This is a genomic window from Marinomonas fungiae (assembly GCF_001418205.1).
Lineage (GTDB): Bacteria > Pseudomonadota > Gammaproteobacteria > Pseudomonadales > Marinomonadaceae > Marinomonas > Marinomonas fungiae.
The window spans coordinates 435,423-449,884 of sequence record NZ_LIQF01000001.1 but is presented as its reverse complement, the minus strand read 5'-3'; the positions used below and the strand labels follow the sequence as shown (position 1 = coordinate 449,884).

General features: G+C 43.7%; 10 protein-coding genes. 8 read left to right on the top strand and 2 right to left on the bottom strand.

What is annotated here, in order from left to right; all coding sequences use genetic code 11:
* Nucleotides 1–63 precede the first annotated feature (63 nt).
* The 4 genes from ASC49_RS02020 to ASC49_RS02005 all read left to right on the top strand — a co-directional run bounded on the left by ASC49_RS02020 (nucleotide 64) and on the right by ASC49_RS02005 (nucleotide 4,975).
* Nucleotides 64–300 carry a hypothetical protein gene (locus ASC49_RS02020; RefSeq protein ID WP_055461531.1) on the top strand — a complete coding sequence of 79 codons (237 nt, stop codon included), beginning with the start codon at nucleotides 64–66 and terminating at the stop codon, nucleotides 298–300.
* 468 nt (nucleotides 301–768) lie between these two features.
* The gene (locus tag ASC49_RS02015) at nucleotides 769–2,346 is read left to right on the top strand and encodes a BCCT family transporter (protein WP_055461530.1); all 1,578 of its coding nucleotides are present in this window, start codon (nucleotides 769–771) and stop codon (nucleotides 2,344–2,346) included.
* 227 nt (nucleotides 2,347–2,573) lie between these two features.
* Nucleotides 2,574–3,053, top strand: a complete 480-nt coding sequence (locus ASC49_RS02010; RefSeq protein ID WP_055461529.1) for a DUF3015 domain-containing protein — start codon at nucleotides 2,574–2,576, stop codon at nucleotides 3,051–3,053.
* Between the two features lie 50 nt (nucleotides 3,054–3,103).
* Nucleotides 3,104–4,975 carry an Lnb N-terminal periplasmic domain-containing protein gene (locus tag ASC49_RS02005; RefSeq protein WP_141656770.1) on the top strand — a complete coding sequence of 624 codons (1,872 nt, stop codon included), beginning with the start codon at nucleotides 3,104–3,106 and terminating at the stop codon, nucleotides 4,973–4,975.
* 102 nt (nucleotides 4,976–5,077) lie between these two features.
* Here the strand turns inward: ASC49_RS02005 and ASC49_RS02000 are convergent, their stop codons facing one another.
* Nucleotides 5,078–6,349 (bottom strand): aromatic ring-hydroxylating oxygenase subunit alpha, encoded by a 1,272-nt coding sequence (locus tag ASC49_RS02000; RefSeq protein WP_055461527.1) that lies wholly within the window; start codon nucleotides 6,347–6,349, stop codon nucleotides 5,078–5,080.
* A 315-nt stretch (nucleotides 6,350–6,664) separates the two neighbouring features.
* Here ASC49_RS02000 and ASC49_RS01995 point away from each other — a divergent pair, with 315 nt between their 5' ends.
* The 4 genes from ASC49_RS01995 (at nucleotide 6,665) to gbdR (ending at nucleotide 11,911) form a co-directional block, all read left to right on the top strand.
* Entirely contained in the window at nucleotides 6,665–7,798 is a 1,134-nt protein-coding gene (locus ASC49_RS01995; RefSeq protein ID WP_055461526.1) for a hybrid-cluster NAD(P)-dependent oxidoreductase, read from the top strand.
* Between the two features lie 22 nt (nucleotides 7,799–7,820).
* On the top strand, nucleotides 7,821–9,701 hold the full coding sequence (locus tag ASC49_RS01990) for a DUF294 nucleotidyltransferase-like domain-containing protein (protein WP_055461525.1): 1,881 nt from the start codon (nucleotides 7,821–7,823) through the stop codon (nucleotides 9,699–9,701).
* 9 nt (nucleotides 9,702–9,710) lie between these two features.
* The gene (locus ASC49_RS01985; protein WP_055461524.1) at nucleotides 9,711–10,421 is read left to right on the top strand and encodes a 3'-5' exonuclease; all 711 of its coding nucleotides are present in this window, start codon (nucleotides 9,711–9,713) and stop codon (nucleotides 10,419–10,421) included.
* A 389-nt stretch (nucleotides 10,422–10,810) separates the two neighbouring features.
* Nucleotides 10,811–11,911, top strand: a complete 1,101-nt coding sequence (gene gbdR / locus ASC49_RS01980; RefSeq protein WP_055461523.1) for a choline metabolism transcriptional regulator GbdR — start codon at nucleotides 10,811–10,813, stop codon at nucleotides 11,909–11,911.
* 175 nt (nucleotides 11,912–12,086) lie between these two features.
* On the opposite strand, the gene ASC49_RS01975 is transcribed toward gbdR, so the two are convergent.
* A complete protein-coding gene (locus ASC49_RS01975; RefSeq protein ID WP_055461522.1) occupies nucleotides 12,087–14,306 on the bottom strand; it encodes an NADP-dependent isocitrate dehydrogenase in 2,220 nt (739 codons plus the stop codon).
* Nucleotides 14,307–14,462 lie beyond the last annotated feature (156 nt).

The following is a 14,462-nucleotide window of genomic DNA, read 5'->3' as shown; positions in this document are numbered from 1 at the left end:
TTTTTACGTTACATTTCTTAGCGTGTTTTGTGTTAACTGTAGTATATAAAGGTTACCCTTCTTATGATGATCGTTGATTTGATCGATGAGGTGGACTTCAAAGAAAAGATGCTTGGCATCGGTGCTCCGCTAAAAGATTGTCAAACGTTAGCGGAGGTTTCAGAGGTTCTAATAGCTTGGTTGGATGAAAATCCTGAGCACTTACCTAAAGTAAAATCTGCTTGTGAAGAGCTAGAGGCGACAGGTGCGACAATTCTTCCCGATGTCCATGACGTAATTAAGCAATTGTTACAGAAATAATGAATTGCTTTTTAGTCCCATAAGCTTTTCCTTATGTTTATTAAAGGCATATCAGTTTTAACTCGATATGCCTTTAATAATATAATGCCTTTCTCATAACTCTTTGTTTTTAGTGCATTAATTTGGCGCAAAAGTACAGATTGCTCATGCGTCAATTTGGGTTGTGTGCGCTAAAATCTAGCACTTAAGTAAAAGTTTCTTTACCTTTTATTTTTTCTGCTATGCTTAAAATCAATATTTGTCGTGTGTGGTTAGAATATGCTCGGTAGCTGTCGCTATTGGACATCAAATGAGCAAATAGTCGTCGTACTATCATTGGACGGTGCAAAAAATGTGCGCCTGAAAATGATAGGGCAAAATTCTATCATTGGATGTAAATGTTAGATTGTACAATGACTGTTCACCTAGGCTGGGTTTCTGGCGAGTCTAGGTGAGCGGTTGCTGACTTAAACTAGGTGGAGTAACAGTATGGACCAAAAAACTAAAAAACGTCCTAAGTCGACGGATTATACGTCCGACTACAAGGCAGGACAGGATAACGTCCAAATCCTTGGTATGGATGTCAACAACCCAGTATTTACGACTAGTGCTGTGTTGATTATTGCATTTATTGCATTAGCCCTTATCTTTCCTGCGCAAGCTAAGGATTGGTTGGTTGGTGCTCGTGGCTGGTCGATCGAGACATTTGATTGGCTATTCATGATCGGCGGTAACATTTTCGTAGTGTTCTGTCTTGCATTGATTCTTTTGCCAGTAGGTAAAGTTCGTCTAGGTGGTGCTGATGCACGTCCTGAGTTTACTACTGTTTCTTGGTTTTCTATGCTGTTCGCAGCGGGTATGGGTATCGGTCTGATGTTCTGGAGTGTGGCTGAGCCAGTTGCATACTACACAGATTGGTGGGGTACTCCTCTAAACGTTGCGCCAAACACTCCAGAAGCGGCTGATGCGGCAATGGGTGCGGTGATGTTCCACTGGGGCTTGCACCCATGGGCGATCTACGGCGTAGTTGCACTAGCACTAGCATTTTTCTCTTTCAACAAAGGCTTACCACTAACAATCCGTTCAGCTTTCTACCCTCTATTGGGTGAGCGCTGCTGGGGTCCGATTGGTCATGTTATCGATATCATCGCGGTAATCGCGACAATCTTCGGTCTTGCGACGTCTCTAGGTCTTGGTGCTTCTCAGGCTGCAGGTGGTCTTAACTTCCTATTCGGTGTTGAGAACAACATCACAACTCAAGTCGGGATCATTATTGTTGTTACAAGTATTGCAGTTTTGTCTGTAATGCGTGGTTTAGATGGTGGTGTAAAACTCCTATCTAATATCAACATGATTATCGCTGGTATCTTAGTTCTTTTCGTTGCGATCTTCGGCTCTTTTATCGGCTTCTTTGGTCACTTGTTCCATACTACTGTTTCTTACGCGGAATACTTCTTCCCGCTAAGTAACTGGATTGGTCGTGATGACAATAAATTCTTCGAAGGCTGGACTGTGTTCTACTGGGCATGGTGGGTAAGCTGGTCACCATTCGTAGGTATGTTCATTGCGCGTGTATCTAAGGGTCGTACCGTACGCGAGTTCATGACTGCTGTTCTTCTTGTACCAACAGTTGTATCTATCATTTGGATGTCTGCATTTGGTGGTAACGCTCTAGATCAAGTACAGGGTCAAATCGGTCAATTAGCTGGTGGTCTAGGTGATGTATCAAGTGCGATGTTCCAAATGCTTGAAAACTTACCACTAAGCTCATTTACTTCTATTATTGCAATCGTACTAGTATTGGTGTTCTTCATTACTTCATCTGACTCTGGTTCGCTTGTAATCGACTCTATCACTGCTGGTGGTAAGGTTGAGACTCCTGTGCCGCAGCGTATCTTCTGGGCATCTATGGTGGGTCTAATTGCTGGCGTACTATTGTTCGGCGGTGGCTCAGAAGCGCTAAGCTCTCTACAAGCTGGCGCGGTAACAACGGGTCTACCATTTACGGTAATCCTTCTGTTGATGTGTGTAAGCATCTATAAAGGCCTACGCTCTGAGCTTTACTAAGTTAGATTTTAACTTAGCTTAGTTTACTAAAAAGCAGTGTTAACTTTACGTTAACACTGCTTTTTTATTATAAATTAATATGTTAAGCGTCGATTTATTCATCGGATTTTGTTTTAGTTATCATAATGAGTCGATATAATCAGTCTGCACTTACGGTTATCTCTCATGGAGTAGCCTGGATGCTTATTAAGTTTGTTTTTGTTTAAATGGAATTCTAGGATTTAACTATGAAAAAAATTATTCTGTCTGCAATGCTTGCAACGGCTTCTGTTTCATCTTTTGCAGCATACGGCCCAGCAGGTTGTGGTCTAGGTACTGCTGTTGTATTCCAACACGCTGATGAGTGGCACGAGCATGTTCTAGCTGCTACAACAAACGGTACATCTGGTAACCAAACATTTGGTATGACTTCAGGTACTTTGGGTTGTGATGTGCCTGATGCACCACTTGCAGGCGGCGTGGCTCTATTCATTGAAGATAACCTTGAACCATTAGCGGTAGACTCTGCAAAAGGTGAAGGCGAAACATTGAATGCATTAGCTGAGCTGATTGGTGTTGATGCCGCTGATAAAGCGCAATTCAACCAAGAAATGCAATCTAACTTTGATGTGATTTTTGCTTCTGCAAACGTTACTTCACAAACTGCATACCAAGATATCGTAAAAGTAATGGAGAAATCTCCAGAGCTAGCTAAGTACTTGGGTTAATACCCGCCTGATATCTTTATATAAAAGAGCGGCATAGCCCGCTCTTTTTATTGAAATGGACTTTTATGAGACCTTTGCCGCTTTCCTTTTGTTTGTCTTTTTTTTCTCTTTCCTTTAGCGCGCCTGCATTAGCATTCAGCGATCAAAAAATTTCTGAACTTGCATCTGATCCTCAGTGGTTAAGTATGCTGCATTACGATCAGATCGGGTTGGTAAGGCAGCAAGGGAGTTTGATTCAAGATGAAGATTTTTTCTTATCTCCGCAAGGGCGTGTATCTGCACAAGATGAATTAGTTGCGACGATAAAGGCTTTCACTCAAGGTGATGATGTAGTAGATCCAAATCAAGCAGCCCAATGTCGCTTTCCATCTCGTTTTGCTTGGCTTTCCTCTAATCTTGGTAGCGACGCATTAATTTCTTTAAAGTGCCCTGATTTTGAAGAATGGAAGTCGAAAATTAACGCTGAAAAAGTGTATTTAGTTTTCCCTGCTGCTTATTTAAATAGTCCTTCTTCCATGTATGGTCATACTTTGTTTCGTGTTAAGAAAAAAGGTAATGACACGCCACTTTTGGACTATGCGGTAAATTATGCTGCTAATACGGATCCAACGGATAACCAATTGGTCTTTAGCTATAAAGGCTTAACAGGAGGCTACCCGGGTGTATTCTCTGTCATGCCCTACTATCAAAAGGTCAAGGAATATAACTTCCTTGAAAATCGTGATATGTGGGAATACGAGTTAGCTTTGACTGATAATGAAGTTGATCAATTTGTGCGTCATATTTGGGAAATGAAAAATGTATCTATGCCGTATTATTTCTTTTCTCAAAACTGCTCTTATCAATTGCTAACCATGCTGGATGCATCGAGTTCACGTCTTAATCTAGCTCGCGAGTTCTCGGTTTGGGCGATCCCTTCCGATACCGTGCGAGAAATTGGTTATCAAGGTGTGCTGGGCGAAGCAACTTATCGTTCGTCATCACTTAACAAAATAGAGAATATGTTAGCTCAGGTTAATGACCAGCAAGTGGCATTGGCGATTAACTTAGTAGAGCCAAGTGAACTTGACATAACTGCGCTAGAACAACTTGAGCCGCTAGAAAAAGCCCAAGTGTTAGATGTTGCCTATGAATATAGTCGTTATTTGTCTGCTAGAAAGAAATCAAAGCTTTCACATCTTCGTGCGCGTTCCATACAGCTTTTATCTTTGCGAAGTAAGCTAAAAGTGGACAATGTTTTTGCGTCAGTGAAAGAGCCTGCTCTGCGAGACGACCAAGGGCATAGTACTTCTCGTATAGGGGGGGGCGTGCTGCATCGTCAAGGGGAATCGTTCGGTGTAATCGATTATCGCCCGTCGTATCATGATGTGCTTGATCCGCAAGGAGGGTATCTGCGCGGAGCAGAGTTGTCTATGTTTAGTGGCTCATTACGACTCCAAGATGATATTAAGCTGAATCACTTTAATTTCGTTAATATCCATTCCATGGCCCCAACTAATGCTTTGATGACCCCTAAATCTTGGCACATAAATGCCAGTCTGCTTCGTGATGCGGTCTACGATGATAATTTGTTGTTCCGTTTTCATGGTGGGGCTGGCGTAACGGCTCGATGGTCCGAAAACTCATTACTGTCAGGATTTTGGAATGGTCGCTTATCTGTTGATTCTGATTTGGCAAAGGGATACTTAGTGCAATCTGGTCCGGAACTAAAATGGCTATGGAATGGTGATAGAGCTAATGTTTCAGCCAGCTATCAGTTTTTGATTGACCTCAACAAGTTTGACTCTGAGCGACATGAGGCAGCGCTGTCCATAAGCTATGATTTTGCCAAGGATTGGCAGTGGCGTCTGTCTAATGAATACATTCACGCGCAGAGCGATGAATGGAACAGTATCCAGCTATCATTATTCCGCTATTTCTAAGGTGTAATCTTTAATAATTTTCTAATTATTGTTGCGCCATAAAAAAAGCCAGCTTTCGCTGGCTTTTCAATGATTTGAGCTGGTTGCTCAGGTGATCAAACCTTATTTTTTAAGGTTTTTCTGGATAGTGTCTGTGTACCACTCTAGGAAGTTCATTACACCGAACTCGTAAGTTTCAGAGTATGGTCCTGGCTGGTAGCCTACAGAGTTAATACCTAGTTGGTTTTGCTCGCCAAGGATACGGTCTTGGTCGTTAGTAGCATCCCATACTAGACGTAGACGAGCTGGATCGTAATCTACACCTTCAACAGCATCTTTATGTACGAACCATTTAGTAGTAACCATTGTCTCTTGAGCAGAGATTGGCAGTACACGGAACACGATGAAGTGATCTGATTGCATGTGGTTCCAAGAGTTTGGAAGGTGAAGGATACGCATAGAACCTAGTTCTGGGTTCTGGATGCGACCTAGCATCTTCTTACAGCCTGCTTCACCGTCAAGCGTCATTACTTTAACGCCTTTCTTCAGTGGCATACGAACGATACGGTTACGTTTGCCTGGACCGAAGCTTTGGTGCTCGTGTGGGATGCCTTCAGCGTCCCATTTAGCTGCTTGATCAGCGTAGTGATCTAGGAAGTCTTGTGGTGCACGTGGGTCATTCGTGTCATCCCACTCTAGAAGAGTGTTTAGTAGCTCAGGGTGGCTACCCGCACAGTGGTAACACTCACGGTTGTTTTCGATAACAAGTTTCCAGTTAGCTTTTTCGTACATGTTAGATTCTACAGCCAACTTCGTGTTTTCTACGTCGTAAGGCGCCATGTACTCTTCAAGAGTTGCTAGGAATTGATCGAAATCGCCTTGTGGCTCTTCTTTACCTAGGCTAACGAAGATGAAGCCGCCTGCAGTTTTGCAGTGTGCTTTCTTAAGACCGTGCTGAGACTTGTCAAAACCTTCGCCCATTTCAGTGCCAGCGAATAATAGGTTACCTTTAAGGTCGTAAGTCCACTGGTGGTAAGGACATACTAGGTTAGCTACTTTACCACGGTGCTCAAGGCAGATACGTGAACCACGGTGACGACAAGTGTTGTGGAATGCGTTTACAGAACCGTCAGCGTCGCGGATAACCATTACTGGGTTTTGTGCGATTTCTACAGTGAAGTAGTCGCCACGGTTAGGGATTTCGCTCGTCATACCAACGAACAACCACTCTTTTTGGAATACTTCTTCTACGTCCACGCGGAACATAAGTGGGTCGTTGTACAGAGGCGCGTCTAGAGAGTAGTTCGCAGGGCGAGCTTCTAACAGGTTAGACATTTCTGTGCGCGCTTCTTGGATAGTAGAGTAACGCATGTTCAGTAGATCATTTTGATTCATTTGAGTGATCCTCAATAACAAAAGCCGAGTTGATGTTGTTTCCCTCGTCGGAGCAACATAAGTGGGTAAGTCTTAGCTTTCCCGTTGTCGTTGTAATAATGACGCTATCCTCACCTAAGTCAGGTTTAGCGAAATGACTAATTGCGACATTATCACATACATAAATCGACTCTTCTTGCTACATCAGATAGTTAGCGTTATTTTCTTGGTTTCTATGAGCAACTTGATGTCGTAAAAGGTCAACTGAAATACTAGCAGTCGAACGACAATTGCTCAAATCGGTGAAACGTCAACGCCATCTAAGAGAGAATAACCATGACTACTCCTTCATCAGTCGCACAAGGTGCAGACTACTTAGCACCTGTAAATACTCAAACTTGGGTAAATGGCCGTCACAACGTGCGTTGTGTAAAAGTTATCCAAGAGTCTTGGGATGTGCGCACATTCTGTTTTATGGCTCAACAGCCAGTAATGTTCTTCTTTAAGCCTGGTCAGTTTGTGACGTTGGAATTAGAGATCGACGGTAAGCAAGTAATGCGTTCATACACGATTTCTAGCTCACCATCCGTTCCTTACAGTTTCTCTATCACTGTTAAACGTGCTCCAGGTGGCTTGGTGTCGAACTGGCTACATGACAATATGACAGAAGGTGATGAGCTGGCCGTTCATGGCCCAGTTGGTAATTTCAACTGTATCGATTTCCCATCCGATAAAGTGTTGCTACTTTCCGGTGGTGTTGGTATCACGCCTGTTATGTCTATGGCTCGCTGGTGGTTTGATACCAATGCTGAAGTGGACATGGTATTTATTCACAGTGCGCGAACTCCGCGCGACCTAGTCTACGCTCGTGAACTTGACCATATGGCATCACGCGTCAACAACTTCAACCTAAATTTAATCGTTGAGCGTGTTGAAAATGGCCAAGCTTGGCACGGCTACCGTGGTTATTTGGATGCTATCAAACTAGAAATGATTGCGCCTGACTTCATGGAGCGTGAAGTATTCTGCTGTGGTCCTACGCCATACATGTCGGCGGTTAAGAAGCTTCTTCAAGAAAAAGGTTTCGACATGTCTCGTTACCATGAAGAAGCCTTCGGTCCTACACCGGCAGACATCAAAGAAGAAGCAATTGAAAATGCTGAAGTGGCTCAAGAAGCGGCAGATGCACTGACTTCCGAAGACATGCTTCGTGTTGAAGTCATCAATAAAGGCATGAACATGAGTGTTCAAGTTGCGCCTGGTGAGACTCTTCACACGGCGGCAGCTAAACTAAATCTTCATATTCCAAAAGCATGTGGTATGGGTATCTGTGGTACTTGTAAAGTGCTGGTGAAGGAAGGTGAAACTCAAATGGAAGCTAACGGCGGTATCACAGAAGAAGACGTTGCAGCAGGTTACGTACTTTCTTGCTGTACAGTTGCTAAAACAGACGTCGTTATTGAATACTAGTCTTTGACTAAAGGGCGCCCTAATGGAAGCAGAACAAATCGAGATAGCTGAATTCTTAGGGCGCTATCCCCCATTTTCTTTCCTACCAGAAAAAACACTTAATCGTGTTGCGACATCGGTTGAGATAACTTATTTCCGCCAAGGTGCAGATGTGTACCGATTTGGTGATGAAATTCACGACCTATGTGTCATTCGTAGTGGATCTATTGAGATCTATCGTCGAAACGGTAACTTATACAATCGGCTCAGCGTTGGTGACGTATTTGGTCAGCTTGGCTTGCTGATGAAAAACCGTATTCGATTGCCTTCACGTGCGTTAGAAGACTCCTTGATTTACTTCATTCCTGAAGCGGTCTTTAACGAGTTGTGTGATAACTTCGAAGAGTTTGCCTACTTTGTCGAAATCGACGACAAACGCAAAATGAATAAAGAAGTTCAGCAACAGCGTGAGGAGAGTGCTCTTTCTAGTGTGAAAGTCTCCTCGTTGATTGTGCGTCAGCCAGTGATGATTTCGACCGATGCTAGCATTCGACAAGCAGCTTTAAAAATGACACATGAGTCGGTGTCCTCATTACTGATTGTGAATGAAGAAGCACCTCTTGAGGACGATGGTGATTGTCGAAATAAGCTGGTTGGGATTTTGACTGATCGGGATCTGCGTACTCGTGTCGTTGCCCAAGGCATCGATCTGGATCAGCCCGTGTCATCGGTGATGACCCATTCACCAAAAACATTAGATAAAGAAACCTATGTATTTGAAGCCATGCTTACTATGCTGCGTTTCAATCTACATCATTTACCTGTGGTCGAAAATGATGAGCCTTTAGGGGTGATCGCCATTTCCGATATTGTCCGTTACGAATCGAAAAACAGTTTGTTTATTGTTGGCTTAATACATCGTCAACATACAGTTGAAGAATTGATAACGGTTTCTAAAGACATACAGTCATGCTTTGTACGTATGGTTCATCAAGAATCTAATGCGCATATGATTGGTAGTGCTATGTCGGTAATTGGTCGCAGTTTTAAACAGCGCCTATTAGAAATTGCTGAGGAAAAGCTCGGACCACCGCCAGTGCCTTATTGTTTTTTAGCGCTTGGCTCAATGGCTCGCGATGAGCAACTATTGATTACCGATCAAGACAACGCCTTAATCCTTTCCAATGAATACGATGCGGCAAAACATGGCGAGTATTTTGAAGCCTTATCTGAGTTCGTCTCAGAAGGTTTAGATAAATGTGGCTACCCGTTCTGTACAGGGCGCATCATGGCCACAAATCCTCGTTGGCGTAAAACTATTACTGAATGGCGTGAATGCTTTGCGGACTGGATTGACCATCCAAATCCTGATGCGCTACTACACAGTTCTGTATTCTTTGATCTGGAAGGGGTATACGGCAAGGTAGAGTGGGCGGAAGATCTCTACCGCTTTATTGTAAATCGCGCTAAAAATTCACCAAAGTTCCTAGCCAGCTTAGCCCGTAACGCTTTATTGCGCACGCCGCCTCTTGGCTTCTTTAAAGAGTTCGTGATGGAGCAGGATGGTGAACATCGTCGTACCATTAATTTAAAACGTCGTGGTACGGCACCTCTTGCAGATTTAATTCGTGTGCACGCTTTAGCAGTTGGCTCGACCTCGCGAAATTCGATCGATCGCCTTGATGATGTGATAAAGGCAGGAATATTACCTGATAAACGTGGTCAAGAGCTAAAGTATGCAATGGAGTACCTAGCGATGGTACGTATTCGCCATCAGGTTGAAGATGTCGAAGAGAGTCGTGAACCTGATAACAATATTGAGCCTGATACTTTGTCAGATATTGAGCGTAGAAACCTTAAAGAAGCGTTCAATGTGTTAAGCAATAGTCAGCGTTTCCTAAAATACCGTTACCCATTTTCGTGAGAGCACCACATGGCTCGTGTTGTTGATTCGTTTTCTTGGCATGAGTATCTGCGTCAGCAGGCAATGGATAGTCAAACAAGCTTACTAAAAGAGTTCTTTGTTTCGCAGGATTTTCCTGAGGACATGACCATTGATCAAGCTGAATTTGTTGCCCTGGATTTTGAAACGACTGGGCTAGATCCGCGTAATGACGAGATTGTCAGTATTGGTCTAGTGCCATTCACCATGCAGAGAATCAAGGTGGCGAAGGCCAAACATTGGATCGTAAGACCAAAATGTCAGTTGAAAGATGATTCAATCGTAATACACGGCATTACTCACTCAGAGATTATGAATGCTCCTCCTATTGCTGAAGTGCTTGAAGAAGTCATTCAAGAGTTGTACGGAAAAATTGTCGTGGTGCACTATCGCTACATTGAAAGTGAGTTTCTTAATAGTGCGGTAGTAAGAGAGCTTGGTGAAGAGATGTGGTTCCCCATGGTTGATACCATGCATATTGAGGCTCAGCAGCATCGTTCAGGCTGGCGATGCAAATTGAAACGTTTATTGGGCGGTAAACTTCCTTCCATTCGTCTAGTGGATAGTCGACTTCGTTACGGCTTGCCTAGATATCATATGCACAGCGCAATGACTGATGCGATTGCAACGGCTGAGTTGTTGCAGGCACAGGTGCGGCATCGTTTCCCTGAGGAGACTCCCGTTGCACAATTATGGCTATAGCACACTAGCAGAAAAAACTAAGATTGATCTTTTTTGGTGCTTAAGTGATTGATAAAGGCACTAAAAGAAGGCAATTATGGCGCAGAAAGGACAATTTTTAGAGCAATTGGTACTAAATGCGACTTGTTTTGTCGTTTTGGTCAGAATAATCGTTTGTCGTTTTTTGTCAAAAAAGGTTTTATTGCTGTCGTTGGTGTGATATTCATAACGCAAAGGTCAATTATTATACGGGCTTCACTTTGAGGCAATTTTATGCCTTAAAGCAGAATTAAAGTGAAGAGGCGTTCACCCAACAGCTACTGTCGGTCCGTCATAATAAAAATGGTGTTCTATAGCTTATTGGCCTACTAATTGCTTGCGCTATATATCACGTATAAGAGGGCACATTCATGGTCTCATCTTCCCCTACTACAGCGACTAGTAAGAAAAAAATCACTCGAGTTGGTTTTCTATTGCTAGATAATTTTACAATGATAGCGTTGGCTTCAGCTCTTGAACCACTGCGTATGGCAAACCAGTTATACGGAGAAGAGTTGTACAATTGGCATATGATTTCTGAATCTGGCGAACCTGTGGTTGCCAGTGATGGTTTGAGTTTGTCTGCCGATACCTCAATCGCTGAATGCCCAGAGCTTGATATGATTATTGTTGCAGGTGGTTTAGACATCACTCGCGCATTTACATCTAAGCAAGTTAGTTGGCTGCAACAGCGCGGGCGTAAAGGAGTTACGCTAGGAAGCATTTGTACAGGAGCGTACGTACTTGCACATGCAGGTTTGTTGGATGGTTACAATTGTAGCGTTCACTGGGAATGTATGACCGCTTTGCAGGAAAGTTTCCCGAAAGTGCGTTGTAATAACCGACTGTTCTCTATGGATGAAGGCCGTTTTACCGCAACTGGCGGAAGTGCACCGCTTGATATGTTCTTGACCATTATTGCTCGAGAGCATGGCGCTAAATTATCTGGTGCTGTTTCAGACATGTTTATTTGTGATCGTATTCGTAGCGAGTTCGATCAGCAACGCGTTCCTCTACGTCAGCTTAACAAGGGCGGTTGTAAGCCCAAGCTTGTGGATGTTATTGAGTTGATGGAAAACAACCTAGAAGAACCAATCGACTTAGACGAACTGGCTGCTTTTGTTGATGTATCACGTCGTCAGCTTGAGCGCATGTTCCACAAGTACCTAGATTGCTCACCATCACGTTACTACTTGCGTTTACGTTTGGATCGTGCACGCCAGTTATTGAAGCAGTCTAGTATGTCGATTGTAGAGATTTCTGCGGCTTGTGGTTTTATTTCGACGCCGCACTTTAGTCGTTGTTACCGCAAACATTTGGGTATTTCACCTCGTGATGAGCGTAAAGTTGCTTGGATGGGTAATATCACACCTGCTGAGCAAGGTGTCGGTAGTTTGGTATACATGCCGCACTCAACACATGCGCTCAATAACGCACATTCTGAACCAAGTTTTGGTTCCATTGCGGTGTAATCTTCAATCATCTGTGTTGGTGATAAGAAGAGGGAGTCTGAATAAGACTCCCTTTTTTGTTCCTTTTAAAACACCGCTTGATATTGAGTGTTTCGTTCAGATAAGCGGAAATAAAAAAGCCACTCGATTTTCATCAAGTGGCTCTTGGGTATCGCTTTATTGGCTATTCAGCTAATTATAAAGACTCAAGTGCTGCATTGAATGTCGCACTTGGGCGCATTACTTTAGCAACGTCTTCTAGGTTCATGTGGTAGTAACCTTCTAGGTTAGCTGCAGAACCTTGAACAGAGTTTAGCTCTTCAACAATTTTCGCTTCGTTTTCAGTTAGTGTCTTAGCTAAAGGTGCGAATTTCGCTGCCAACGTAGCGTCTTCTGTCTGGGCTGCCAATTCTTGAGCCCAGTACATTGCTAGGTAGAAGTGACTGCCGCGGTTATCAATATCGCCTACTTTACGAGAAGGTGATTTATCGTTGTCCAACAGTTTTTCAGTGGCTTTGTCCAATGCTGCTGCCAGTACTTTCGCTTTTGCATTGTTCTGTTTAATACCAAGTTCTTCGAAAGAAACCGCTGTTGCAAGGAATTCACCTAGAGAATCCCAACGTAGGTAGTTTTCTTCAAGAAGTTGCTGTACGTGTTTCGGAGCTGAACCACCAGCACCAGTTTCGTACATGCCGCCACCGTTTAACATTGGTACGATAGATAGCATTTTCGCTGATGTGCCAAGTTCCATGATTGGGAACAAGTCAGTTAGGTAGTCACGCAGAACGTTACCTGTTACAGAGATGGTGTCTTGGCCACGGATGATACGCTCCATAGAGAAACGGATCGCTTCGTTGTAAGACATAACGCGGATGTCTAGACCTTCAAGATCGTAGTCCTGTAGGTACAGTGCAACTTTCTTACGTAGCTCGTTATCGTGCGCACGCTCTTCGTCCAACCAGAATACGGCAGGAGTGTTAGAGTTACGGGCACGTGTTACACCTAGTTTCACCCAGTCTTTGACTGCAGCGTCTTTCGTTTGACATGCACGCCAGATATCGCCTTTCTCAACATTGTGTTGCATTAGGACGTTACCTGCGGCATCTACCACACGCATTACACCGTCTGCTTTTGCTTCGAATGTTTTGTCGTGTGAGCCGTATTCTTCTGCTTTTTGAGCCATCAAACCAACGTTTGGTACTGTGCCCATTGTGGTTGGATCGAATGCGCCGTTTGTTTTACAGAAGTTGATCACTTCTTGGTAAATACGAGCGTAAGTTGACTCAGGCATCACTGCTTTAGTGTCTTTCGTTTTGCCGTCGCGTCCCCACATCTTACCTGAGTTACGGATCATCGCTGGCATAGATGCGTCGACGATAACGTCAGAAGGTACGTGTAGGTTTGTGATACCACGCACAGAGTCTACCATCGCGATTTCTGGACGGTGCTCGTAGCAATCGTGGATTGCTTCTAGGATTTCGTCTTGTTGAGACTGTGGTAGTACTTTGATCTTGTCTAGAACGCTGCCTAGACCGTTGTTAGGGTTAACGCCGATTTCTTTGAAAACCTCGCCAAACTTATCCCACACTTCTTTATAGAATACGGTTACAGCGTGTCCGAATACGATCGGGTGAGACACCTTCATCATGGTGGCTTTAACGTGTAGCGACCACATGATGCCTGCTTCTTTGGCTTCTTGAAGAGACTGTTCAAAGAAGTCACGAAGCTTACGTGCGCTCATGTTCATGCTGTCTAGAACTTCGCCTTCTAGCAATGGCAGTGTTTTCTTAAGCTCTACGTTACCTGCCTGATCAACGAACTCAATACGCACGTCTTGTGCTTTGTCCATTGTTACAGACTGCTCTGATGAGAAGAAATCGCCGTCACGCATGTAATCAGCGTGTGTTTGAGAGGTTTTCTTCCACTCGCCCATAGAGTGTGGGTGTTTACGTGCGTAGGCTTTTACGGCTGCTGGCGCACGGCGGTCAGAGTTACCCTGACGTAGCACAGGGTTTACCGCACTGCCTAGAAGTTTTGCATAACGAGATTGGATGTCTTTATCTTCGTCTGTTTCCGCTGTTTCTGGGTAGCTTGGAATGTCGTAACCCTGACTTTGAAGCTCTTTAATGGCAGCGTTCAGCTGCGGAATAGACGCTGAAATGTTTGGTAGTTTGATGAAGTTTGCACTTGGATCTGCTGTTAACTCACCAAGAAAAGAAAGACCATCTTCTACGCGTTGATCTTCAGGAAGTCGATCAGAGAAAGCTGAAAGGATACGGCCTGCTAATGAAATATCCGTAAGTTTTAGCTCGATGTCTGCTTCTTTCGCAAATGAACTAAAGATTGGCAGAAGAGAAGCTGTTGCAAGTGCCGGTGCTTCGTCTGTCAACGTGTAGTAAATCGTTTGTTTTGACATGTAATTCCCCTAACATTCTGGCTAAGTTAGCCGCTTGGATAGAAGGTGACTTTTGGCCGCCATTCTCTGTAATCAAATCAAATTTGATTAAAATTTTGGTCAATATACTACCTCAAGAAGGGGCTTGAGAAATATTGACCTCGAATATAGTCAAGA

Coding starts and splice junctions, on each gene's coding strand:
- ASC49_RS02015 (WP_055461530.1), top strand. CDS start 769: ATGGACCAAAAAACTAAAAAACGTCCTAAGTCGACGGATTATACGTCC.
- ASC49_RS02010 (WP_055461529.1), top strand. CDS start 2,574: ATGAAAAAAATTATTCTGTCTGCAATGCTTGCAACGGCTTCTGTTTCA.
- ASC49_RS01990 (WP_055461525.1), top strand. CDS start 7,821: ATGGAAGCAGAACAAATCGAGATAGCTGAATTCTTAGGGCGCTATCCC.
- ASC49_RS01985 (WP_055461524.1), top strand. CDS start 9,711: ATGGCTCGTGTTGTTGATTCGTTTTCTTGGCATGAGTATCTGCGTCAG.
- ASC49_RS01995 (WP_055461526.1), top strand. CDS start 6,665: ATGACTACTCCTTCATCAGTCGCACAAGGTGCAGACTACTTAGCACCT.
- gbdR (WP_055461523.1), top strand. CDS start 10,811: ATGGTCTCATCTTCCCCTACTACAGCGACTAGTAAGAAAAAAATCACT.
- ASC49_RS02020 (WP_055461531.1), top strand. CDS start 64: ATGATGATCGTTGATTTGATCGATGAGGTGGACTTCAAAGAAAAGATG.
- ASC49_RS01975 (WP_055461522.1), bottom strand. CDS start 14,306: ATGTCAAAACAAACGATTTACTACACGTTGACAGACGAAGCACCGGCA.
- ASC49_RS02000 (WP_055461527.1), bottom strand. CDS start 6,349: ATGAATCAAAATGATCTACTGAACATGCGTTACTCTACTATCCAAGAA.